Here is a 20,335-nt window from a genome sequence, read left to right as displayed (position 1 = left end):
AACTTGGGGTCCCGGTCCTTCCGACGTAGGGTCTGGCCATGACCGTACGGCGGATCATCGTCATCGGATACGCGGCGGCGGAGCTGCTCGACATCGCCTGCATCACCAGCTCCCTGGTGACGGCCAACCACCACGCCCGCCGCCCCCTGTACGAAGTGCGGCTCGCCACCCTCGGCGGCAACCCCATCACCTGTGGCACCGGACTGACGCTGCAGGCCCAGGAAGTCCTCGAACGCGTCACCGGCCCCCTTGACACGGTCGTCGTCGTCGGCGGCATCGGCCACCAGGAGGCGGCGGAGAACCGGCCGATCCTGTCGCACCTGCGACGCCTCGCCCGCGAGAGCCGCCGCGTCGCGTCGGTGTGCACGGGAGCCGGCATCCTGGCCGCGACGGGCCTGCTGGACGGCCGGCGCGTGACCACGCACTGGGAGTGGGCGCGCGACCTCGCGGTCCGGCACCCCTCGGTGACCTTCGACCCCGACCCCATCTTCATCCGCGACGGCAACGTCATCACGGCGGCCGGCGTCACCAGCGCTCTCGACCTCACGCTGGCCTTCATCGAGGACGACCACGGCGCTGACCTGGCCAGGAAGGTCGCCCGCACCCTGGTGACCTACCTGCAACGGCCCGGCAACCAGGCGCAGATGAGCATCTTCACCGGCGCGCCGGCGGGCGAGGACAAGCTGGTCAGGCAGGTGACCGAGTACGTCACCAGCCACCTGGCCGCCGACCTGACCACCGCCACGCTGGCGGCCGAGGCCGGGGTGAGCGAGCGGCACCTGACCCGGCTGTTCATCAAGGACCTGGGACAGACGCCCGGCCGGTTCGTCCGGCAGGCCCGTACGGAGGCGGCCGCCCACCTGCTGGCCTCGACCACCCTGCCCATGGCCGGCGTGGCGGCCCGCTGCGGCTTCGGCACGGCCGAGACGCTGCGGCAGGCGTTCGTGGACCGCTACGGGATCCCGCCGTCGCGCTACCGGCTGACGCAGCGATCGGCGTGAGTACTCCTACTCATCTGCCTTGAACGTGAAGCTGGTCGGCGGGCTGAAGGACGGGTCCGGCACGCCGTACACGAGCGAGATCTGCTCGTGCGCCTTGATCACGATGCTCGCCGGGTCGCCGGTGAACGGCTTGCCGTCGACCTGAGTGGTGAGCACCTTGCCGTTGCCGGTCCGCAGCGCGCCGATCTGGTTCGCCGAGAGGGTGACGCCCCACTGCTTGAAGATCTGGCCGAGGGTGTAGACCTCGCCCTTGGCGCGGGACTCGACGTGGATCACGCCGCGGCCGTCATGGGTGTGTACGGGGGTCATGTCCTCCCCCTCGATCCCGATGTTGGCCGGGACCGCCACCTCCCTGCCGTCCACGAAGAGGCTCAGATGGGCGTGGTAGTGCTCGGCGGTGCCCATCGGCCCGGCGGTGAGACCGGCGGCCTTCATCCCGGGGGCCGGGTCGTCCGGGATGGACCAGGGCGGCGTCCCGCCGTACGGCTGGGCGGGCTTGGCCGAGACGGTCTGGAAGATGCCGTACCCGGCCGCGGCCAGGGCGACCAGCGCGACGGCCGAGCCGATCCCCGCGGTCACCCACCTGCGGCGGCCCGGCTCTTCGATGACCGGCGGCTCGGCGGGGCGTTGCTGGGATTCCGGCGTCTCAATCGTGGACATGGGCGCTCCTGGGCAACATGCGGCTTTGCGACCTTCAGCTCATCATCCGCGAAAGAGGATCAGCGCAGATGACCCCGCCACCGGCCGGATGTGGCCGTGCTTTACGGCCAGCGGAGTCACCTGGCCGTTGAATCGCCACGAAAGGCACATCGGGGTCATCCTCTCCCCCGAAACCGGCTTCAACGCCCCCGATAGCGGCGAGAACCATCCAACAAAGGGTCCACGACGTTCAGAGGGCCGCAGGGCCCCTCGGGGAGGCACACGGATGCCGATCAAGGTCACCGTCTGGAGCGAGAACTACCACGAGCCACGCGAGGAGGACGTACGCCTGCGCTACCCGGAGGGCATTCACGGCGCGATCGCCGCCGGCCTGACCGAGCGGCTCGGCGACCGCGTACAGGTGCGCACCGCGATCCTGGAGGAACCGGAGCACGGGCTGTCGGAGAAGGTTCTCGCCGAGACCGACGTGCTCACCTGGTGGGGGCACATGGCCCACGAGGAGGTGTCCGACGAGGTCGTGGAGCGGGTGCATCAGCGCGTGCTCGGCGGGATGGGCCTGCTGGTGCTGCACTCGGGCCACTACTCGAAGATCTTCCGCAAACTGATGGGCACCACCTGCTCGCTCACCTGGCGCGACGCGGCCGAGCGCGAGCTGGTCTGGACGGTCGCCCCCGGCCACCCCATCGCCGAGGGCGTACCGCGGCCGCTGGTCATCGGTGAGCAGGAGACGTACGGCGAGCCGTTCGGCATCCCGGAGCCCGACGAGCTGGTCTTCGTCAGCAATTTCAGCGGCGGCGAGGTCTTCCGCAGCGGCTGCTGCTACCGCCGAGGCCTGGGCCGGGTCTTCTACTTCAGCCCCGGCGACCAGGGGCACCCGGTCTACCACCACCCCGACGTACGGCGCGTGCTGGCCAACGCGGTGCTGTGGGCCGCCCCCGCGTCCGGCGTCGGCGACCCTCTGCGGAACGCCCACACCCCCATCACCTGGTAGGAGCGCATGACCTTCATCACCCTCGACGAGGACCGTCCGCTACGGGCCGTGGTCGTCGGCGCCGGGTACATCGGCGGCCAATGGGCACCCGAACTGCTCGCCCATCCCGGCACCGAACTGGTCGGCTGGGTGGACGTGGCCGAGGAGCGCGCCCGCGCCTCCGCCGCCGCCCTGGGCCTGGACGGGCTGCCCGTCAGCGCCTCCCTCACCGCCGTGCTCGACGGCGAGGAGCCCGACTTCATCGTCAACTGCACCGTCCCCGGGGCTCATCGCGAGGTCACCGTCACCGCCCTGGAGCGCGGGGTGTCGGTGCTCAGCGAGAAGCCCATGTCGATCACGCTCGACGAGGCGCGGAGCATGGTGAGCGCGGCGGACCGGGCGCGGCGGCTGTTCGCGGTCAACCAGAACCGCCGCTTCCTGCCGAACCTGGTGGCCTTCCGCAGGACGGTGGCCGAGCTCGGGCCGCTCGGACTGCTGACCTCGGAGTTCTTCATGCCGTACAAGGGGCCGCCGTTCCTGGACACGCTGGAGCACCCGCTGTTACAGGACATGGCGATCCACCTGTTCGACGCGGCCCGCGCGGTGTCGGGGGCCGATCCGGTCAGCGTCTACTGCGAGTCGTTCCGGCCGGCGTGGACCTGGTATCCCGGTGCCTGCTCCGCCACGGCGATCTTCGAGATGACCGGCGGGCTCCGCTACACGTTCACGGGGAGCTGGTCCGCGCCCGGCCAGGCGACGTCCTGGACCGGCAGCTGGCGGGCCGCCGGCACGCACGGCACGGCGCGCTGGGACGGCGAACGGCGGCCGACGGTGGAAGGGGCCAATGGCCACAAGGTACGCAGACATCCACCCGAACCGGATCGGTACCCGGGGCGGGCCCGGTTCAGCGGGCTGGCGGAAGGGCTGGAGGAGTTCCTGGCCGGGCTGCGTACTGGGCGGCCGCCGCAAGGTGAGTGCCACGACAACATCCGAAGCCTGGCCATGGTGACGGCCGCCCTGGAGTCGGCCCGCACGGGGGCCCGGGTGCCGGTGGGCTTCGACGTCTGAGGGGCGCGTGGGTCAGGTCCGCGACAGCGGGTTGGGCAGCCGGGCCCAGCGGTCGCCGGTGGGGCCGCCTTCGAACTGCATCACCGTGTGCGCCTTGACAGGGAGCTCCGGGCCGAACAGCGCTGCCCGGTCAGCACGGGTGTCGGCGGTGGCGGGCAGGTCGTCGAACACCTGACCGGCCACCGCCGCCACCACCGCCCACAGCCGCTCCTCCGCCTCCCGGTCGCCCTGCCCGAGAGCCGAGACGAGACTGCTGAAGGTGGTGCCGACGAGCGAGCCGAACAGCTTGGCGTGCAGCTCGTCCGGATCGTCGGTGATGAGGCGAGCGCTGAGCGGGGGCGGCGTAAGGCCGTTGCGGCGCAGGCGCGCGGGGCTGACCCGTATGTCGGCCAGGTCCCGGTAGACCAGGCGGATCGGGCGACCGTGACGGTCCAGGACGACCAGGAGGTTCTGCCCATGCGCCTCCAGCGTCACGCCGTACGCCAGCAGCCCCAGCGCCGCCTCCAACGCCTGCCGCGCGAACTCCCCCAGCCACTCCACGGCCGCACCCAGGCGTGGACCGCCGGACGGAGACTGGACGACGCCGTGGATCAAGGGCGGGCCGCCGGACGTGGGCCGGACGATGAGGGCCGCCACGGGAAGCACCGTCTCGCCCGCGCCCGCGTACTCAGTCGGCGACTCACGCACCAGGACCGCCAGGTCGGCACTGGGCTCGCCATCCACCACCGCGCAGGCGGCGGCCAGGTTGCGGGTGATCCGCAGCGGCCCGCCCAGCCGCCGGGCCAGATGCACCAGCATGGCCGAGAGCGGCGCGCTGTCACGGATCGAGCCCGGCGAGATGTCCCGTACGTTGGACGTCAGCCGCGTGGAGAACGCCGTCTTGAAATGCGGCCCGCCGCCGACGGGCGCGAGCGTACGTACGCAGATCAGCGGCCGGGCCGCTATCCCGCCGGCCACGAAAGGCCGGAACCCCAGCTCCGGCAGCACATGCCTGCTCTGCCACGGATGGGCGGGCAGCAGCAGCCGGTCACCGTCGCGCAGCCAGTCGGGCCAGGCCCCGATGACCACGCACCGCGACGCCGGCACCGCCACCAGATCCAGATCGACGATGGGCCGGTGCTCGGGCATGTACGCCAGTTGCTCCGCCAGCGACACCCCGGGCCGGTTACGACAGGACGGATGGTACGGATGCCCGTCCACCACACTCTGCTCGAACCACTCCAGCGACCCCTCCTCCGCCCCGGTCCCCAGCCCCAGCCTGGCTCCGGCACGCGCGAGCGCCAGGGAGGCGACGCTGCGGTCCAGATCGGCGCCGAAGCGCTCCGATCCCGGCAGCCCGAGCGCGGCCAGCAGTTCGCCCGGCCGCGGGTAAGCCTGCCCGTCCAGCAGCACCGCCGAGTCCTCCCCCGCCCCCAGGTCGTACGCCATACGGCTGGGCCCGGTGAGCAGACGCCCATCGGCCAACCGGACCCGCCCGGCCGCGCTCTCACGCCAGGCTCCGCCATCGTGCCTGGCCACGCCGTCCTGCCTGACCGCGCCCTCGCGCCCGTCTGGGCCCTCCCGCCCGGCCAACCCGGGCACCGGCTCGTACAGCAGCCCCCGCCAGAGCAGGCCCAGGATGGTGGTCCGTGCCCCCGGCAGCGCCTCGGCGTAGGCGGCGGCCAGACCGGGACGGACCTGTGCCAGCTTTGCGGCAAATTCCGCTTCTGCCCGACCTTGAGGGGGATCCTCCAATTCAATACTCATAACGGGTAGTTACCCCGTGTATGACCACCGATACGAGTGGTGAGGGATCCGCGATGGCGCACCATCCCGAGGGGCCGGACCCGGCACAGGTGACCGTCGCCGACGCTCTCACGATGACGGCTCTCCTCAACTGCCTGGTCCGCGAAGTGGTCAGCCCCGAGTGCGGCCAGAACGACGGCCACCGGACCTACCGTCTGCCCACGACCGGACACCTGCTGCGCGTGCGCGCCGGACGCTACCCCGGTCACCCCGCCCTGTACACGCCCGGTGGCTGGCTCCCCCTGTCCCTGGACCGCCTGGTGGCGCTGACCGCCGAGGAGCTGACCGCGTACACCGGCGTGTCCAACGACACCCTCGCGGGCGAGATCCGCCACAGCAGGGACGTCGTCGCCACTCTGCTGTCCACCCGGCGCACCCCCACGTCGAACACCCGACCGTTCATCGAGCCCACCGAGCTGTTCCTGCGGTCCGAGCAGGCCCTGGTCGCCGGGCACCGCTACCACCCGGCTCCCAAGGCCCGTGGCGGCCTCGGTCCGGACGCCTGGCTCCCCTACGCGCCCGAGGCCCGCGCCCGCTTCCCGCTGATCCTGCTCGGGCTGGCGCCCGAGATCGTGCTGGAGGAGGGCGACGCCACCGCGCTGGACGTCCTTGGACCGCAGCCGCCCGATGGCGGCCTCCTGCTGCCCGCCCATCCCTGGCAACTGGAGCTGCTGGGCGGCCACGCCGCCCTGCGGGACGGGCGGCTGCAGAACCTGGGCGAGACCGCCGCCGTTCGGGACGGCCGACTGCGCTATCTCGGCGAAACCACCGCCATGGCCGTGCCCACCTCTTCGCTGCGCACCGTGTACCTGCCCGACGTGGACCTGTTCTGCAAGTTCAGTCTCGACGTCCGGATCACGAACGACGTCCGCCGCCTCTGGGCCCGCGACCTGCGCCAACTCACCTCGGTCGACCGCCGGCTGCGGGAGGTCTTCGACGACCTGCCCGCCCACCTGCCGAGACCGTCCGTACTCTCCGACCGGGGCTACCGCACCGTGAACCTCGGCGATGGCGACGGCGGCGAGGCGCTGGCGGTGGTCGTGCGCGACGGCCTGGGGGCGCACCTGCGGCCCGGCCTGACGGCGCTGCTGGCGGCGGGGGTCAGCGAGGGCTTTCCCGGCAACCCGCTCGACGGCCTCGACGAGGACCGGGCGCTCGCCTGGTGGCAGGGCTACCTGGAGCACGTCGTACCACCGGTCCTGCACGCGTACCTGCGTCACGGTGTGGTCCTGGAGTGCCACCTGCAGAACGTACTGATCGGCGTGGACGCCACCGGCGCCCCGGCGCAGGTGATCTTCCGTGACCACGAGGGTGTCAAGCTGGTTGCTGACCGGCACCCGGACACGACACCGGGCGTCAGCGCGGCCTACGGCTGGGAGCGGCTGGTCTACTGCCTGGTGACCAACAATCTCTGGGAGATCGCCGGCGCGATCGAGGAGCGCCACCCCGGCCTCGGCGGCGAGCTGTGGGCGCGGGCAAGAGATCTGCTCGCCGGGTACGCGGCGGACCACCTAGAGGTCCGCACCCTGCTGGCCGCCGGCCACGTGCCCGCCAAGGCCAACCTGCTGCTGCGCTGGCTCGGCGCCGACGGCGGCGAGATGCGCTGCGTGCCCGTCCCCAACCCGCTGCTCGCCCGTCCCCAACCCCCGCTGCGTGCCCGTCCCTACTGACCCCTCTGCGTGCCCGTCCCCAGCCATCTGGGGGCCAGTAGCCGGTCAGCACAGAAACCGTGACCATGGTCATCGCTATTAGTAACCGAATAGCTACTGTCAGTGACAGTGCCAGGTAGATAGACATGGGCGTGACCGACATCATCTCTGAAAGGAGAAGGTCATGTACACACCAGCCGCGTACGAGCCGCCGGCCCTGGCCGAAGTCGGCGATTTCGCCGACCTGACGCGTGGTTTCCCGTCAGGCTTCGTCCTTGATTGGGCCCCCCAGCCGTTCCAGTGGTTCTCCGGCTGACGGGCGGGAGCATCGGTGCTAGGTGAGATGTGGTTCGCCGTCCTCCCCGACGGTGAAGCCGGTCTTGCCGCGGCAGGCGTGCTGCTTCCTGGAGCCAGTCAGGTGATCGACCACGCCTCCGGGCGGCCGTGGTTGATCGGGGACTGGCCCGGCCACCAGATCCGTCTGGCGGCGGCGGGAGCGGCACGGGTGGCGGTGATCGGGCGCTGCCCGGTCACCGCCACTGACCTGGCCCTGCGGCTGGCCCGGATACCCGACGTCGAGCGGATCGAGCAGGTCGTCGCGGGGCTGACGGGCAGCTTCCACCTGGTCGCCTCGATCGACGGCAGGGTCGCGGTGCGGGGCACCGCCTCGGCCGTCCGCCGCGTGTTCCATGCCCGCGTACGCGGTGTGACCGTGGCCGCCAGCCGTTCCGACGTGCTCGCGTGGGCGACCGGCGGGCGGATCGACGAGCGGGTGCTGGCCACGCGGCTGCTGCCGAGCGGGGTGGTCGGCCCGTTGCAGGACCTCGGTGTGTGGCGCGACGTCAGCTGCCTGCCGCCCGACCGTACGCTGCTGATCGAGCCCACCGGCATGACCGGCATCCGCACCTGGTGGCACCCACCCGAACCGGCCCTGCCCCTGGCTGAGGGGGCGACGGCGCTCCGCGAGGCGCTGACCGGCGCCGTGGACGCGTGCACCGCCGACGGCGGCACCATCAGCGCCGACCTGTCCGGCGGCATCGACTCCACCAGCCTCTGCTTCCTGGCCGCCCGCGGCCGGGCAAGCCTGATCACCGTGCACTGCGAGGGCATGGACCCCGGCAACGACGACCCGGCCTGGGCCTTCCGCGCGGCCACCGGCCTGCCGGATGCGACACACCACGTCATCGGCAGCGACGAGCTCCCGCTGTGGTTCGCCGGGCTGACCGAGCCCCAGCCGTCGATGGAGGAACCCTCCGGCTGGGTACGCGACGCGGCACGGCTGGCCGACCTGGCCTGGCGGCTGAGCACCGCCGGTTCCCGGCTGCACCTGATGGGGGTCGGCGGCGACGAGCTGTTCTCGGCACTTCCGCCCTATCTTCACGACCTGGTCAGAGACCGGCCGTTCACGGCGCCCGCGCACCTGCGCGCCCGCCGGGCCCGCTGGCGCAGCTCCTGGTGGCGGATGCTGCGGGCACTGGCCGACCGCACCGACCACCCGGCCTGGCTGGAGCGCTGCGTCACCGACTTGAGCACCACGCCCGCGGCCGCGGACCCCTACTCGATGGCCTGGGGACCGCCGCTGCGCATGCCGCCCTGGGCCACCGCCTGCGCCGTGCACGCGGCCCGCGACGTACTGGCCGGGATCGCCGCCGCGCGCCCGGCGCCGCTGTCGCCGCTACGCGCCCAGCACCAGACCCTGCTCTACGCGCGCACCGGCGGGGCCGGGCTGCGCCAGATCGACCAGGCCACCTCCCGCCTGGGTCTCCCGTACGCCGCGCCGTACCTGGACGACGCCGTGATCGAGGCCGCCCTGTCCGTACGCCCGGAGGAGCGCGCCGGCCTCGGCCGTTACAAGCCGCTGCTGGCGGCCTCGATGGACGGCGTCGTGCCGGCCGAGATGCTCGAGCGCTCGACCAAGGGCGAGTACGGCGCCGACTTCTACGCCGGCTGGCGGCGCCATCGTGACAGCGTGCTGGAGCTGTTCGAGGCGTCGGAGCTCGGCCGGCTCGGGCTGATCGACACCGGCGCCCTGCGTGCCGCCCTGCTCGGCGTGCACCCGCGGCCGCACGTCATGGAACCCCTGTCGCAGACGCTCGCCTGCGAGATATGGCTGCGCTCACTGACCCCACACCGGATGCCGGCCATGACCACGGGAGACTCCTGATGCCCTTCAGCCTGCGCGGCGGCGTGTCCGCCGCGCACTCCATCGACGGCATGGTGCTGCTCGACGAGCACACCGGCCGCTACTGGCAGCTCAACGCCACCGCCACGCTGGTCCTGCGCGCCCTGCTCTGCGGCGCCTCTCCGGGCGAGGTGTCCAAGAGGCTGACCGGCAACCACCCGGGGCTGTCCGTCGAGCAGGCGGACCGCGACGTCGCCGACCTGCTGGCGGCCCTGCGCCGAGCCGGACTGGTGATGCCGTGAGCCACCCGATGACCTCCGAGTCACGCGCTCGGGTTTCGCCGGCCAGGACATCGGCGGCGCTCCTTGCCGTCGCCGCGGCCCGGCCACTGGCCGGGCTCAGGCCGTACCGCATCCGGCGCGTCCTGGGGGTGATCCGGCGCGGCGCCGTCGCCGCCACCGCCGCGCAGGCCCTGACCGCCAGGGACGACGTGGTCGCCGTGAGCGCGCGCTGCGCCGGGCCCGCCTGCCTGCAGCGCTCGCTGGCGACGGCCATCCTGTGCCGGCTCCGGGGCACCTGGCCCACCTGGTGCGCGGGGGTGCGCGTGGAGCCGTTCCGCGCGCACGCCTGGGTACAGGTGAACGGGCAGCCCGTCGGCGAGCCCTACCCGGCCGGCTACTACCGGCCGATCATGACCGTCGCGGCCCCCCCGACCGCCCCATGAGGCCGGGGGCGATCCACACCCGCTCGCTGCGCAAGTCCTACCAGGGCATGCGCGCTGTGTGCGGGATCAGCCTGAACGTCGAGGCCGGGGAGATGTTCGGCTTCCTCGGGCCCAACGGGGCCGGCAAGTCCACCATGATCTCGATGCTGTCGACGCTGCTGCGGCCCAGCGGCGGCCGGGCCCTCGTCGCGGGCATAGACGTGCGCGACGACCCGAAGGAAGTACGCCGGCGCATCGGGCTGGTCTTCCAGGAGCCGACCGTCGACGCCGACCTGACCGTCCGCGAGAACCTCGCCTTCCACGCCACCCTCTACGGCCTGGGCAAGCACGACGCGCGCCGCCGCGTGGCCGAGGCCGCGGACCTCGTGGGCCTGACCGGCCGCGGCGACACGCTGGTACGCACCCTGTCCGACAGCATGAGACGCCTGCTGGAGATCGCCCGCGGGCTGCTGCACGAGCCGGGGGTGCTGTTCCTCGACGAACCCACGGTCGGCCTGGACCCGCAGGCCCGCGCGGAGATCTGGGAGCACCTGCGCGAGCTGCGCCATCGCCGGGCCATCACCGTGTTCCTGACCACCCACCACCTGGAGGAGGCCGAATACTGCGACCACATCGCCATGGTCGACCGGGGCCGGGTGGTCGCCGACGACTCCCCGGCCGCACTGAAGCGACTGATCGGCACCGACCGCATCCATCTGCGCACCGGCGACGACCAGGCCGCGGCCGCCACGCTGTCCGACTATCTGGGCCTGTCCAGCGCGTGGGGGCCTGACGGCCTGTACGTCCAGGTGACCGACGCGGCCACCGCCATCCCCTGGGTGTGCACCGTGCTGCGGGTGCCCGTCCACTCGATCGAGGTACGCCGTCCCAGCCTCGACGAGGTGTTCCTGCGCTACACCGGCCGGACCTTGGACGGCGCGGCACGTCCGGGGGTGTGGCCGTGACCGTGGACGCCCGTCCCTCCCTCTGGTCACGTCTCCTGCGCCGGCTCTGGTGGGAGACGCGGGCCGCCCACGTGGTTTGGCAGCGCGAACTGCTCCACTATGTCCGCAACCCCGCCCGTCTGATCATGACCCTGGTCCAGCCGGTCGTGTACCTGCTGGTCCTCGGCACCGGGCTCAGCGCCATGCTCCCGGGCGGTGACGGCTATCTCACCTACCTGTTTCCCGGCGTACTGCTGATGACCGTCCAGGCACCCGCCATCGCCATCGGCGCCTCCGTCGCGGTCGACCGCGAGGCGGGCTTCCTCAGGGAGATGCTGGTCGCGCCCGTCCATCGGGTGAGCCTGCTGGCGGGCCGGTGCGCGGGCGCCGCCACGGTGGCCACCTGTCAGGGCGTGTTCGTCCTGGGTCTGGCGGGGGTGGCGCACATCCCGTACGCGCCTGAGCTGATGCTCGCCCTGGTCGCCGAGATGGCGCTGATCGCGTTCGCCATGACCGCGTTCGTCGCTCTGCTGGCCGTGGTCATCTCCCCGACACCGTCCTTCCACGCGGCACTGGGGTGCGCGCTGACGCCGCTGGTGTTCCTGTCGGGCGCGCTGTTCCCGATCGCGGGCCTGCCGGGCTGGTTGACCGCTCTCATGATGGCCAACCCGCTCACTTACGTGATCGACCTGCTCCGGCGGACCATCGCCCCCTACCTCGCGCGGCCGGAGCCCGCCGCCGTCCACTCGCCCGTCCTCATGGAGCTCGCCGTCACCGCCGGGGTCGGCCTGCTCTCCCTCCTCCTGGCCGCCCGCCGCCTCTCCCGCCCGCACTGAGGCCGTCCAGAGACCCCAGCCCGACGGACCGTCTTCCTCCCCTCCCCGAAGGGGGTCCCTCCAGAGAGACATTGCGGTCCCTACACCAGGCCGACCATGAACCCCTCGTCGCGGATCCCCAGGTAGGCCGCGGGCCGATATTGCCGCATCGCCCGCTCGATGACCGGAATGTACTTGGGGTTGGAGCCGAGAGGCAGCCGATAGCCGTTCTTGACCGTGTGGAACTCCCACAGGTGCTCCAGTTCCGGGTGGCGAGCGCGAAACCCGGGGTCGGCCGGGAAGAGATCCAGGCGCACCATCACCTTGCGCATGATGTAGTCGGCGAGCTTGACCCGGCGCTGCTGGGTGCGCGAGATGCCCACTCCCGACAGCTCGGCCCACGGCGCCGACCACGGCCTGCCCTGGGGATCGTCCCAGCGCACGCCATAACCGTCGAAGACCAGCCGGCGAGGGCGGCTGAGCTTGCGCCACGTGATGATCGGGAGGGCCCCGATGGCCAGGAACAGCAGCCCGAACAGCACGGCGACGACAGTGGTCCCGGCGCCGCCCCTGACCTGGCCGGTGAGTGACGACACGATCGTGATGAGCCCGATGACCCCGGCCACGGAGCCGCCGATCAACGCCTTCCTCTTGGCGTCCCCGCCGACGTCGATCACCACGGGAGGCGGGGCGAAGGCGGGGGGTTGCTGCTGCGGGGGATACGGGGCGTTGAACTGCTGCTGGTGGTGGGGTGGATACGGTGGCTGTTGCGGCGGCCGGTACGTCATGAAAAGTCAGGCTAGTTCGGGCGACCAGACCCTCCGCGACGCTTCACCGTTTTGCGAAGCGAGTTCGAGCAGGTTCAGCAGCTCCGGGTGGCGAACGCCAGGAACTGCGTCGTCTCCTCGGCGGAGAAGTTGTCGTCGGACCCGATCACCAGCGTGCACTCGCCCGTGCGCAGCCGTGGTCCCCAGGCGAGGCTCTCCAGGTTCTGTACCGGCGTCCGGATGTCATCGAGGTCGGTGACCAGGCGCTTGGAGACCGCCCGGTAGGGCCCGCCGGTCGTCAGGCTGTTCCTGGCCAGCACGTTCGTGGCTCCACGCAGGTCGATCTCGTACAGCTTCACCCGGTAACCGACGCCTTCGAGCCAGGTGCGTTCCAGAGCCAGGAACCGGTTCTCGTCGATCGCCAGGAGCTCCGAGACCCCGCTGTCGGACTGCCCGGTCGGCGGGACAGGAGCGGTGGGCAGGGGGTCGACAGGGTAGACGTACTGGGCGCTGGGCTTGCTCCTGAAGCGGCTCCATACGGTGAGGCGGGCCGCCGCGCCGTGCTCGACGGTCGGCGGCTCCCCGTCCTCGAAACGCGGGCCTTCGGTGGCGGTCGTGATCGTGCGCGAGGTGATGGCCAGGCCCTCGATGCCGAAGTTGCGCCTGGGCCCGGTGTCCGTGCCGGTCATGCGCAGGTTGGCGGGCATCGACAGCTCGCCGATCTGCTGTCCCTGGACGTCGGCCCGGTGGACGTACAGGCCGGACGGCGGGATGTCCGGGTGCCCCGCGTCCGGACGGTCGCCTTCGTCACCCCACAGCAGCCGGTCGGTCCACCGGTCGTAGCGGATGGTCTCCGGATCGGCGGACCCGGGCTCGCCGTACGGCGGGTAGGTGCTCCCGTCGGGGCGCAGGAAGGTGTTGACACCGGTGAGGTGCACGCCGGTGAACGCGCCGGTCCTCCAGTCGAAGGCGAGTCGCCCGGTGTAGAAGCGGGCCGGGCCGTAGCGGCCGCGGTCGTCGGAGATGAGGTACCAGGTGCCGGTGAGCGGGTCGCGATCGAGTCCGGACAGGCCACCGACCGTGGTGCCGGCGTAGGGCATCTTGTACGGCAGCCGCTGTTCGCCGAGGAAACGGGTGATCTCGACGGGCTGCGGTGAGGCACTCGCCGCCGTGGCTGCGGGCACGGCGGCGAGGCCGATCGTGACCGCGACGGCCGCGGCGATGCCCACTATTCTCCGCATTCATCTCTCCCCACTCGGCGACACCGGCGGGGATATGAGATCGCGAATTCATCGGAAAGTCCACGCGAATTATTAACGGCGATTCAGCCGCGATCAGCGAGAAAAGTGCTCACATGATGGCGAGTTGCCCGCCGTCGATGACCAGCTCGGTGCCGTGGATGAAGGCCGCGTCGTCCGAGGCCAGGAAGGCGTATCCGGCCGCGACCTCCTCGGCCAGCCCGGCCCGGCCGAGCGGGATGTGGTCACGCTCGTACGCCGACACGAAATCATCCGCCAGCCCGGCCGAGATGGTGGAATTCAATGGAGTCTTGATATATCCGGGACAAAGGGAATTGACGCGAATGCCGTGCTTTCCAAGCTCCACGGCCATGGTCTTGGAGAGCAGCAGCACGCCACCCTTGGAGGCGTTGTAATGCGCGTAGTCGGCCTCGCCGCCGAGCCCGTTCGTGGACGACATGTTGAGGATCACTCCGCCGGCGCCGCGCGCCACCAGATGCCTGGCCACAGCCTGGGCGACCAGGAACATCCCCCGCAGGTTAACCGACACGATCCGGTCCCAGTGGTCGGGCGTGATCTCCAGGAAGGGCTCGCGCCAGGCGATGCCCGCGTTGTTGATCAGGACGTCGATCCCGCCCAGTGTCGCGATCGCGCCGTCCACCAGCCGGGCGACGTCGCCCTCCGAGCTGATGTCGCCCGCCAGCCCGTGCACCTCGCCCAGCGGAGCCAGCTCGGTCACCGCCTGGTCCACCTCGGCTTCGTCGAGGCCGCCGAGGACGACCCGGGCGCCCTCCTCCAGGAACCGGCGCGCGGTGGCGGCGCCGATGCCGCTGCTGCCACCACTGATCAGCACCCGCTTCCCTGCCAGTCCACGCATGAGGCCCTCCACTGTCGCGGCTCGGCTCCGAACGTAGCATTGGTTCCGCTATGCGCACGAGCATTCTGCTATTCGGAAAGGTCTGCAGGTTCCACGAGCCCCTGGCGCCTGCTCATGAACCGCAGGTAGCCCGGAACAGCGTTCTGTTTCACGGAAAGGTGGCCCCACCCCCGGCGGGGCCACCTCGCCCGCCTACCTACAGGGCTTGTAGGGCAGATCCTTGAGGGAGTAGTCGGTCGCCTTCTTGATGGCGTTGACGTTGAGCGTGGCCGCCTTGCTGCAGAAGCCGGACGGCGAGGTCAGATACTCCACCTGGAACACCGGCTTGCCCGCCCGGATGAACGGCGTCAGCTCCCCGCACTCGTCGAACTCGAAGCACTGCTCGTTGACCGCGTAGTCGAAGTCGCCCACCAGGTCGGACACCTGGGAGAGGTCGTTCTTCAGCGCCACCGACAGGCCCTTGGCGTGACCCAGGGCGGCCAGGGCCCGGTTGAAGATGAGCTGGGTGGCCGGGGTGACCGTCCAGCCGGTGACCGACTTGCCCTCCTCGTGCGCGTTCACCACGTCGAACTCGACGCCGTCGAACCCGGCCTGGGCGCACTTGTCGACCCGGGCCGCCATCATCGTCAGCAGGAAGTTCCGCTGGCCCTTGTCGTTGTTGATGTTGGCCCAGCGCTCGTTCGGGAACTCCTCGCTGAACGGCTTGCCCAGCAGGGAATTGCCGTGGCTGTTGTCCCAGTCGACGAACGTCTGGTAGTCGGGCCGGTACTCCTCGATCGAGCCGGCGTCGACGTAGCAGATCGCCTTGGCACCCTTCGCGTGGATGGCCGAGACGGCGGCGGTGTTGAGCGTGGTGTTGTTGCCCACCACATCGGCGTCCGCGTAGAGGTCGATGTCGAACACCGTCGGCTTCACGCAGGCGCCCCCGGTCTGCGGGACCTGGCAGATGTCGACGTTGACGCCGCCGGTGGCGGGGTAGGCGGAGTTGCCCTGGAGCTGGTACTGCCAGCGGCTCTGCAGCGGGGGCTTCCAGATCGCCGCACGAGCGTCGGCGGTGGAAGTGGTCGTGGCGGCGGCGGCCGATTCGGCTGCGCCGAGGACCGCCACCGGCGCGATGACCAGCGCCGCGGCCACGGCGGTCCGGGTGAAGAACGATCGGAGGTTGACCATACTCACACCTTCTATTCCGAGTGGTGGAATGCTATTCCGGCCTCAAGGAAATAGGGCAAGATCACACGTTGTCAATCTTGTCTCGATGTCGAGAATTCCTCACAAAAGGCGTGCAACGCCCACCAGGCGGTTCTTCCAAAGCTTTCCGCACAGCGGAATGCTAGTCTGTATCGTGGATGGATGGCTATACTCGCCGCACGCAGCGGGCCCTCACGCCCGCCGTGGTCCGTGGAGGGAAAGAGCCCGATGGCACGCATCGTCTTCATCGGCGCCGGCAGCGTCGAATTCACCAAAAACGTCCTCTCCGACATCCTGACCTTCCCCGAGCTGGGGGACTCGACCTTGGTCCTCCATGACATCAACCCCGAGCGGCTCGCCACCGCGGCGGCCATGGCCGAGTGGATGGTCGCCGCGCTCGGCCTCGGCGCCAAGGTGGAGGCCCATCTCGACCGCCGCGCCGCCGTGGACGGCGCCGACTACGTCATCAACGAGATCGCGGTCGGCGGGCACGCCGCGACCCGCGTCGACTTCGAGATCCCGCGCCGCTACGGCCTGCGCCAGACGATCGCCGACACCCTCGGCATCGGCGGCATCTTCCGCGCGCTCCGTACGATCCCGGTGATGGTCGGGCTGGGGAACGACCTGGCCGAGCTGGCGCCGGACGCACTACTGCTCAACTACACCAACCCGATGGCGATGATCCCCCGGGCCGTCTACCAGGGCACCCCCTTCAAGCGGGTCGTCGGGCTCTGCCACTCGGTGCGCGACACGCAGGCGCGCCTCGCCTCGCTCGTGGGCGTACCCGAGGACGAGGTCTCCTTCGTCACGGCCGGGGCCAACCACCAGGCGTTCGTGCTGCGGTTCGAGCACGGTGGCCAGGACCTGTACCCGGCGCTCGACGACGTGATCGCCCGGGATCCCGACCTGCGCAGGACCGTGCGGGTGGAGATGTACCGCCGCTTCGGCTACTTCCCCACCGAGTCGAGCGAGCACGGCTCGGAATACCTGCCCTGGTTCCTGCACCACGACGACCAGGTGGCGCACTTCCGCATCCCGGTGGACATCTACCTGCGCTGGTCGGAGGAGAACCTCGACACCTACGAGGAGACCAAGCGGCGCCTGGCGGCCGGCGAGGGCGTGGAGATCGAGCCCGCGATGGAGCTGGCCTCCGAGGTCATCCACTCGATCGAGACCGGCACCCGCCGGGTGGTCCACGGCAACGTACGCAACGACGGGCTGATCGGTAACCTGCCGCCCGACGCCTGCGTCGAGGTGCCCTGCCTGGTCGACCGGTCGGGGATGCGCCCGACCCGGATCGGCGACCTGCCGCCCCAGCTCGCCGCGCTGAACCAGACGTTCCTGAACGTCGGCGACCTGACGGTACGGGCGGCGCTCGAAGGCCGCCGCGACCACGTCTACCACGCGGCCATGCTCGACCCGAACGCCGCCGCCACGCTCACCCTCCAGCAGATCCACGACCTCGTGGACGAGATGATCGCCGCCCACGGCGACCTCCTTCCCGAGGGCGTCCGATGAGGCGCGCCCTGGCCACCGTCACGGGCATCGCCCTGCTCGCCACCGGCTGCGGCTCGGCGGCCGGGAGTGAGCAGGCGGGCGGCCCGGTGCGGATCACCGTCTGGGACGGCCAGTCGGACGCCGCCGCCAAGTCGATCGCGAAGCTGGTGGCCCAGTTCAACCAGGCCCATCCGGACATCAAGGTGAGCCTCGAGTCCGGGGCCGCGACCGCCGACGGCATGCTGCCCAAGCTCACCGCCGCGCTCACCTCCGACGCCTATCCCGACATCGCCTATCTCTACGGGTCCTGGGCGCCCAACCTGGCCAGGAACCCGAAGACGGCCGACCTCACGCAGTACGCGAAGGATCCGGCCGTCGGCTGGGCGGACTTCTGGGCCAGCGAGCGGGAAGCGGCCACCGTCGAGGGCAAGGTCATCGGCTTCCCGGCGGTGGTCGACAACATGGTGGTCCTGTACAACAAGAAGCTGCTGGCCAAGGCGGGAATCGAGGCGCCGAAGCCCGACTGGACCTGGGACGACTTCCGGGCGATCGCCAAGAAGACCACCGACGCCGGGTCCGGCACCTTCGGCACCACCTGGGCGATCAGCGGTGGCGAGGAGGCCGTCTGGGGTCTGTGGCCGCTGGTCTGGCAGGCGGGCGGCGACGTGCTCTCCCCCGACCGCAAGAAGGCCGTCTTCAACTCCGCCGCCGGGCAGCAGGCGCTCGGCCTGCTGCGCGGCATGGCCATCGACGACAAGTCGCTCTACCTGGACTCCAGCCCGGCCGAGAAGGGCCAGAAGCTCTTCGAATCCGGCCGGCTCGGCATGTTCCTGGCCGGCCCGTGGGTACTGCCCGACCTGCAGGCCGCCAAGGTCGACTACGGCGTCGCCCAGCTCCCCGGTACGAACGGCAACCACGAGACGGTCTCCGGACCCGACAACTGGGTGGTGTTCAAGCACGACGACCGGCGGGTCAAGGCCGCCGCCACGTTCCTGACCTGGCTGACCGCGGCCGAACAGCAGCTGGAGTGGATGAAGGACACCGGTTCGCTGCCCATCCGCGAGTCGATCACCAAGCTGCCCGGCTACCAGGACTACCTCACGAAATATCCAGGCATCGAGGTGATCTCCACCAACCTGACCAACGCCAAGCGGGTCAGGCCGCCGACGACCCGATATCCGCGGGTGTCGGCGTTCGTGGCCGAGGCCATCGCGCAGACCCTGCTCGGCAAGGCCGATCCCAAGACGGCCCTGGACGAGGCGGCCGCCAAGGCCGACGCGGCGCTCGCCGTACCAGGATCGTGAACAGCACCGCGCCGGCCCTGGACCGGGCCGCCGTCGGCCACCGGCAGCCACGCGACCGCCGCAGACTCGCCGAGAACGTCGCCGGCTGGACCTTCGCCGGCCCCGCCTCGCTGATCATCCTCGGCTTCTCGCTGGTCCCGATGGTGTGGGCGCTCGCGCTGTCCTTCACCGACTCCGACCTGCAGACGCCGGGGCGGAACGTGGGGCTGGCCAACTACCGGGCGCTGCTGGAGGACCCCGTCTTCTTCCAGGCGCTGCGCAACACCGGGCTGCTCGTCGTGCTCTACATCCCGGCGTCGCTGATCGCGGGCCTGCTCGTGGCGGTGCTGCTGAACAGGAAGGTACGCGGGATCGGGTTCTACCGGACCTGCTTCCTGGTGCCCTACATCGCCTCGGCGACCTCGGCCGGGCTGCTGATGGGCTACATCTTCGACCGGGACTTCGGGCTGATGAACGGGCTGTTCGTCAAGCTCGGGCTGCCGGTGCAGGGGTTGCTGAGCAGCCCTTCGCAGGCCATGTTCGTGCTCACCCTGATCTTCTTCTGGACCCGGTTCGGGTTCGCGGTGGTGATCTATCTGGCCGCGATCCAGGAGATCAACAAGGAGATCCTGGAGGCCGCCTCGATCGACGGGGCGGGCCGGTGGACCACGTTCCGGCACATCATCGTGCCGTCCGTACGGCCGATGACGCTCTTCCTCACGGTCTGGGGCGTGATCGACGCGCTGCAGTTCTTCGACCTGGTCATGACCACGACCAAGGGCGGCCCGGCCAACGCGACCGTGACGATCGTCTACTACATCTGGCAGCTCGCCTTCAACTACTTCACGGCCGGCTACGGCGCGGCCGTGGCGTACGTCCTGTTCGTCGGCACCCTGGTGCTGATCGTCGGCGGCTTCCTGGTCGCGCGCAGGAAGGGGGCCATGGCGTGAAGCTCCGCCTGCCCAGCAAGTGGCATCTTGTGCTCCTGCCGATGTCGGTGGTGACCGTGCTGCCGTTCGTCTGGATGATCCTCAGCTCGGTGATGACCCAGGGCGAGCTCAACCGGTTCCCGCCGCCGTTCTGGCCGGAGGGCATCGACCTGGGCGGCTACCGTACGGTGCTCAACGGCTCGAACTTCCCCCGCTGGTTCCTCAACAGCGTGATCGTGTCCGGCGCCATCGTGCTGGCCCAGCTGGCGCTCTGCAGCCTGGCGGGCTACGCGTTCGCCAGGATCAGGTTCACCGGCTCCAGGATCACGCTGGTCCTGGTCATCGCCACCGCGCTGATCCCCTTCCAGCTCACGGTGATCCCGACCTTCCTGATCTTCAACAAGGTCGGGCTGACCGACACGCTCGGCGCGCTCATCGTGCCGCAGCTCAGCTCGGCGGTCGGCATCTTCCTGATGACCTCGTTCTTCCAGTCCTTCCCGAGGGAGCTGGAGGAGGCCGCGCGGATCGACGGCTGCTCGCGGTACGGGGTGTTCTTCAAGGTGGTGCTACCGGTGGCGCGGCCCGCGCTGGCCGCGCTGGCGGTCATCACGTTCATCACCGCCTGGAACGACCTGTTCTGGCCGGTGGTGGCGATCAACTCGGACGCCAACTACACCGTGCAGGTGGGGTTGACGTCGTTCCAGGGCCAGCACCGGGCCGACTGGCCGGCGATCATGGCGGGCACGGTGCTGACGACGCTGCCGGTGCTGGGCGTGTTCCTGTTCGGCCAGCGCCGGTTCGTCCAGGCGCTGACCGGCGCGGTCAAGGGCTGATCGGGG

The 20,335-nt window shown here is 70.5% G+C and carries 20 protein-coding genes; 14 read left to right on the top strand and 6 right to left on the bottom strand.

Features of this window, described 5'->3' with window-relative positions:
* Positions 1-38 precede the first annotated feature (38 nt).
* Positions 39-1,001 carry a GlxA family transcriptional regulator gene (locus tag AB0C30_RS03205; protein ID WP_357939020.1) on the top strand — a complete coding sequence of 321 codons (963 nt, stop codon included), beginning with the start codon at positions 39-41 and terminating at the stop codon, positions 999-1,001.
* 6 nt (positions 1,002-1,007) lie between these two features.
* Here the strand turns inward: AB0C30_RS03205 and AB0C30_RS03200 are convergent, their stop codons facing one another.
* Positions 1,008-1,661, bottom strand: a complete 654-nt coding sequence (locus AB0C30_RS03200) for a hypothetical protein (protein WP_357939018.1) — start codon at positions 1,659-1,661, stop codon at positions 1,008-1,010.
* 265 nt (positions 1,662-1,926) lie between these two features.
* On the opposite strand from AB0C30_RS03200, the gene AB0C30_RS03195 reads away from it, so the two are divergent.
* Positions 1,927-2,652 carry a ThuA domain-containing protein gene (locus AB0C30_RS03195; RefSeq protein ID WP_357939016.1) on the top strand — a complete coding sequence of 242 codons (726 nt, stop codon included), beginning with the start codon at positions 1,927-1,929 and terminating at the stop codon, positions 2,650-2,652.
* Between the two features lie 6 nt (positions 2,653-2,658).
* Entirely contained in the window at positions 2,659-3,699 is a 1,041-nt protein-coding gene (locus AB0C30_RS03190) for a Gfo/Idh/MocA family oxidoreductase (protein ID WP_357939014.1), read from the top strand.
* 12 nt (positions 3,700-3,711) lie between these two features.
* Here AB0C30_RS03190 and AB0C30_RS03185 read toward each other — a convergent pair whose 3' ends face one another.
* Positions 3,712-5,445 carry an IucA/IucC family protein gene (locus AB0C30_RS03185; RefSeq protein WP_357939012.1) on the bottom strand — a complete coding sequence of 578 codons (1,734 nt, stop codon included), beginning with the start codon at positions 5,443-5,445 and terminating at the stop codon, positions 3,712-3,714.
* Between the two features lie 53 nt (positions 5,446-5,498).
* Here AB0C30_RS03185 and AB0C30_RS03180 point away from each other — a divergent pair, with 53 nt between their 5' ends.
* From AB0C30_RS03180 to AB0C30_RS03150, 7 genes are all read left to right on the top strand, one after another.
* Positions 5,499-7,154 (top strand): IucA/IucC family protein, encoded by a 1,656-nt coding sequence (locus tag AB0C30_RS03180; RefSeq protein ID WP_357939010.1) that lies wholly within the window; start codon positions 5,499-5,501, stop codon positions 7,152-7,154.
* Between the two features lie 163 nt (positions 7,155-7,317).
* Entirely contained in the window at positions 7,318-7,449 is a 132-nt protein-coding gene (locus AB0C30_RS03175; protein WP_357939008.1) for a lasso RiPP family leader peptide-containing protein, read from the top strand.
* A 15-nt stretch (positions 7,450-7,464) separates the two neighbouring features.
* Complete coding sequence (locus AB0C30_RS03170) at positions 7,465-9,297, top strand: asparagine synthase-related protein (protein ID WP_357939006.1); 1,833 nt, start codon at positions 7,465-7,467, stop codon at positions 9,295-9,297.
* Positions 9,297-9,557 carry a lasso peptide biosynthesis PqqD family chaperone gene (locus tag AB0C30_RS03165; protein WP_357939004.1) on the top strand — a complete coding sequence of 87 codons (261 nt, stop codon included), beginning with the start codon at positions 9,297-9,299 and terminating at the stop codon, positions 9,555-9,557. The genes AB0C30_RS03170 and AB0C30_RS03165 overlap by 1 nt, the downstream gene beginning before the upstream one ends.
* On the top strand, positions 9,554-9,979 hold the full coding sequence (locus AB0C30_RS03160; protein WP_357939002.1) for a lasso peptide biosynthesis B2 protein: 426 nt from the start codon (positions 9,554-9,556) through the stop codon (positions 9,977-9,979). Before AB0C30_RS03165 ends, AB0C30_RS03160 begins: the two co-directional genes overlap by 4 nt.
* Positions 9,976-10,923 carry an ABC transporter ATP-binding protein gene (locus AB0C30_RS03155; RefSeq protein WP_357939000.1) on the top strand — a complete coding sequence of 316 codons (948 nt, stop codon included), beginning with the start codon at positions 9,976-9,978 and terminating at the stop codon, positions 10,921-10,923. Before AB0C30_RS03160 ends, AB0C30_RS03155 begins: the two co-directional genes overlap by 4 nt.
* Complete coding sequence (locus tag AB0C30_RS03150) at positions 10,920-11,738, top strand: ABC transporter permease (RefSeq protein ID WP_357938998.1); 819 nt, start codon at positions 10,920-10,922, stop codon at positions 11,736-11,738. The genes AB0C30_RS03155 and AB0C30_RS03150 overlap by 4 nt, the downstream gene beginning before the upstream one ends.
* A gap of 80 nt (positions 11,739-11,818) precedes the next feature.
* Here the strand turns inward: AB0C30_RS03150 and AB0C30_RS03145 are convergent, their stop codons facing one another.
* From AB0C30_RS03145 to AB0C30_RS03130, 4 genes are all read right to left on the bottom strand, one after another.
* Positions 11,819-12,505 carry a hypothetical protein gene (locus tag AB0C30_RS03145; protein WP_357938996.1) on the bottom strand — a complete coding sequence of 229 codons (687 nt, stop codon included), beginning with the start codon at positions 12,503-12,505 and terminating at the stop codon, positions 11,819-11,821.
* Positions 12,506-12,579: 74 nt separating this feature from the next.
* Positions 12,580-13,725: an esterase-like activity of phytase family protein gene (locus tag AB0C30_RS03140; protein ID WP_357938994.1), complete on the bottom strand. Its 1,146-nt coding sequence runs from the start codon at positions 13,723-13,725 to the stop codon at positions 12,580-12,582.
* A gap of 109 nt (positions 13,726-13,834) precedes the next feature.
* Positions 13,835-14,599 carry an SDR family oxidoreductase gene (locus AB0C30_RS03135; RefSeq protein ID WP_357938992.1) on the bottom strand — a complete coding sequence of 255 codons (765 nt, stop codon included), beginning with the start codon at positions 14,597-14,599 and terminating at the stop codon, positions 13,835-13,837.
* 192 nt (positions 14,600-14,791) lie between these two features.
* Positions 14,792-15,769, bottom strand: coding sequence for an endo alpha-1,4 polygalactosaminidase (locus AB0C30_RS03130; RefSeq protein ID WP_357938990.1), 978 nt, complete (start codon positions 15,767-15,769; stop codon positions 14,792-14,794).
* Positions 15,770-16,015: 246 nt separating this feature from the next.
* Here AB0C30_RS03130 and AB0C30_RS03125 point away from each other — a divergent pair, with 246 nt between their 5' ends.
* From AB0C30_RS03125 to AB0C30_RS03110, 4 genes are read left to right on the top strand one after another with little or no spacing between them, the layout of a single operon-like run.
* On the top strand, positions 16,016-17,305 hold the full coding sequence (locus AB0C30_RS03125) for an alpha-glucosidase/alpha-galactosidase (RefSeq protein ID WP_357938988.1): 1,290 nt from the start codon (positions 16,016-16,018) through the stop codon (positions 17,303-17,305).
* Positions 17,302-18,588: an ABC transporter substrate-binding protein gene (locus tag AB0C30_RS03120; protein WP_357938986.1), complete on the top strand. Its 1,287-nt coding sequence runs from the start codon at positions 17,302-17,304 to the stop codon at positions 18,586-18,588. The genes AB0C30_RS03125 and AB0C30_RS03120 overlap by 4 nt, the downstream gene beginning before the upstream one ends.
* Positions 18,585-19,517 (top strand): sugar ABC transporter permease, encoded by a 933-nt coding sequence (locus AB0C30_RS03115; protein ID WP_357938984.1) that lies wholly within the window; start codon positions 18,585-18,587, stop codon positions 19,515-19,517. The genes AB0C30_RS03120 and AB0C30_RS03115 overlap by 4 nt, the downstream gene beginning before the upstream one ends.
* A complete protein-coding gene (locus AB0C30_RS03110; protein ID WP_357938982.1) occupies positions 19,514-20,329 on the top strand; it encodes a carbohydrate ABC transporter permease in 816 nt (271 codons plus the stop codon). The genes AB0C30_RS03115 and AB0C30_RS03110 overlap by 4 nt, the downstream gene beginning before the upstream one ends.
* The last annotated feature ends 6 nt before the right edge of the window (positions 20,330-20,335 follow it).

This window comes from Nonomuraea sp. NPDC048901, from assembly GCF_040649695.1.
In the GTDB taxonomy this organism is placed as follows: Bacteria; Actinomycetota; Actinomycetes; order Streptosporangiales; family Streptosporangiaceae; genus Nonomuraea.
Note: the sequence above shows the minus strand (reverse complement) of the source record. Positions and strands in the feature narration are given on the sequence as shown.

Bases quoted from the DNA above. Each gene is read 5' to 3' on its own strand.
- AB0C30_RS03145 (WP_357938996.1), bottom strand. From the start codon at position 12,505: ATGACGTACCGGCCGCCGCAACAGCCACCGTATCCACCCCACCACCAG.
- AB0C30_RS03120 (WP_357938986.1), top strand. From the start codon at position 17,302: ATGAGGCGCGCCCTGGCCACCGTCACGGGCATCGCCCTGCTCGCCACC.
- AB0C30_RS03130 (WP_357938990.1), bottom strand. From the start codon at position 15,769: ATGGTCAACCTCCGATCGTTCTTCACCCGGACCGCCGTGGCCGCGGCG.
- AB0C30_RS03175 (WP_357939008.1), top strand. From the start codon at position 7,318: ATGTACACACCAGCCGCGTACGAGCCGCCGGCCCTGGCCGAAGTCGGC.
- AB0C30_RS03155 (WP_357939000.1), top strand. From the start codon at position 9,976: ATGAGGCCGGGGGCGATCCACACCCGCTCGCTGCGCAAGTCCTACCAG.
- AB0C30_RS03135 (WP_357938992.1), bottom strand. From the start codon at position 14,599: ATGCGTGGACTGGCAGGGAAGCGGGTGCTGATCAGTGGTGGCAGCAGC.
- AB0C30_RS03140 (WP_357938994.1), bottom strand. From the start codon at position 13,725: ATGCGGAGAATAGTGGGCATCGCCGCGGCCGTCGCGGTCACGATCGGC.
- AB0C30_RS03200 (WP_357939018.1), bottom strand. From the start codon at position 1,661: ATGTCCACGATTGAGACGCCGGAATCCCAGCAACGCCCCGCCGAGCCG.
- AB0C30_RS03190 (WP_357939014.1), top strand. From the start codon at position 2,659: ATGACCTTCATCACCCTCGACGAGGACCGTCCGCTACGGGCCGTGGTC.
- AB0C30_RS03195 (WP_357939016.1), top strand. From the start codon at position 1,927: ATGCCGATCAAGGTCACCGTCTGGAGCGAGAACTACCACGAGCCACGC.
- AB0C30_RS03185 (WP_357939012.1), bottom strand. From the start codon at position 5,445: ATGAGTATTGAATTGGAGGATCCCCCTCAAGGTCGGGCAGAAGCGGAA.
- AB0C30_RS03205 (WP_357939020.1), top strand. From the start codon at position 39: ATGACCGTACGGCGGATCATCGTCATCGGATACGCGGCGGCGGAGCTG.
- AB0C30_RS03180 (WP_357939010.1), top strand. From the start codon at position 5,499: ATGGCGCACCATCCCGAGGGGCCGGACCCGGCACAGGTGACCGTCGCC.
- AB0C30_RS03165 (WP_357939004.1), top strand. From the start codon at position 9,297: ATGCCCTTCAGCCTGCGCGGCGGCGTGTCCGCCGCGCACTCCATCGAC.
- AB0C30_RS03125 (WP_357938988.1), top strand. From the start codon at position 16,016: ATGGCACGCATCGTCTTCATCGGCGCCGGCAGCGTCGAATTCACCAAA.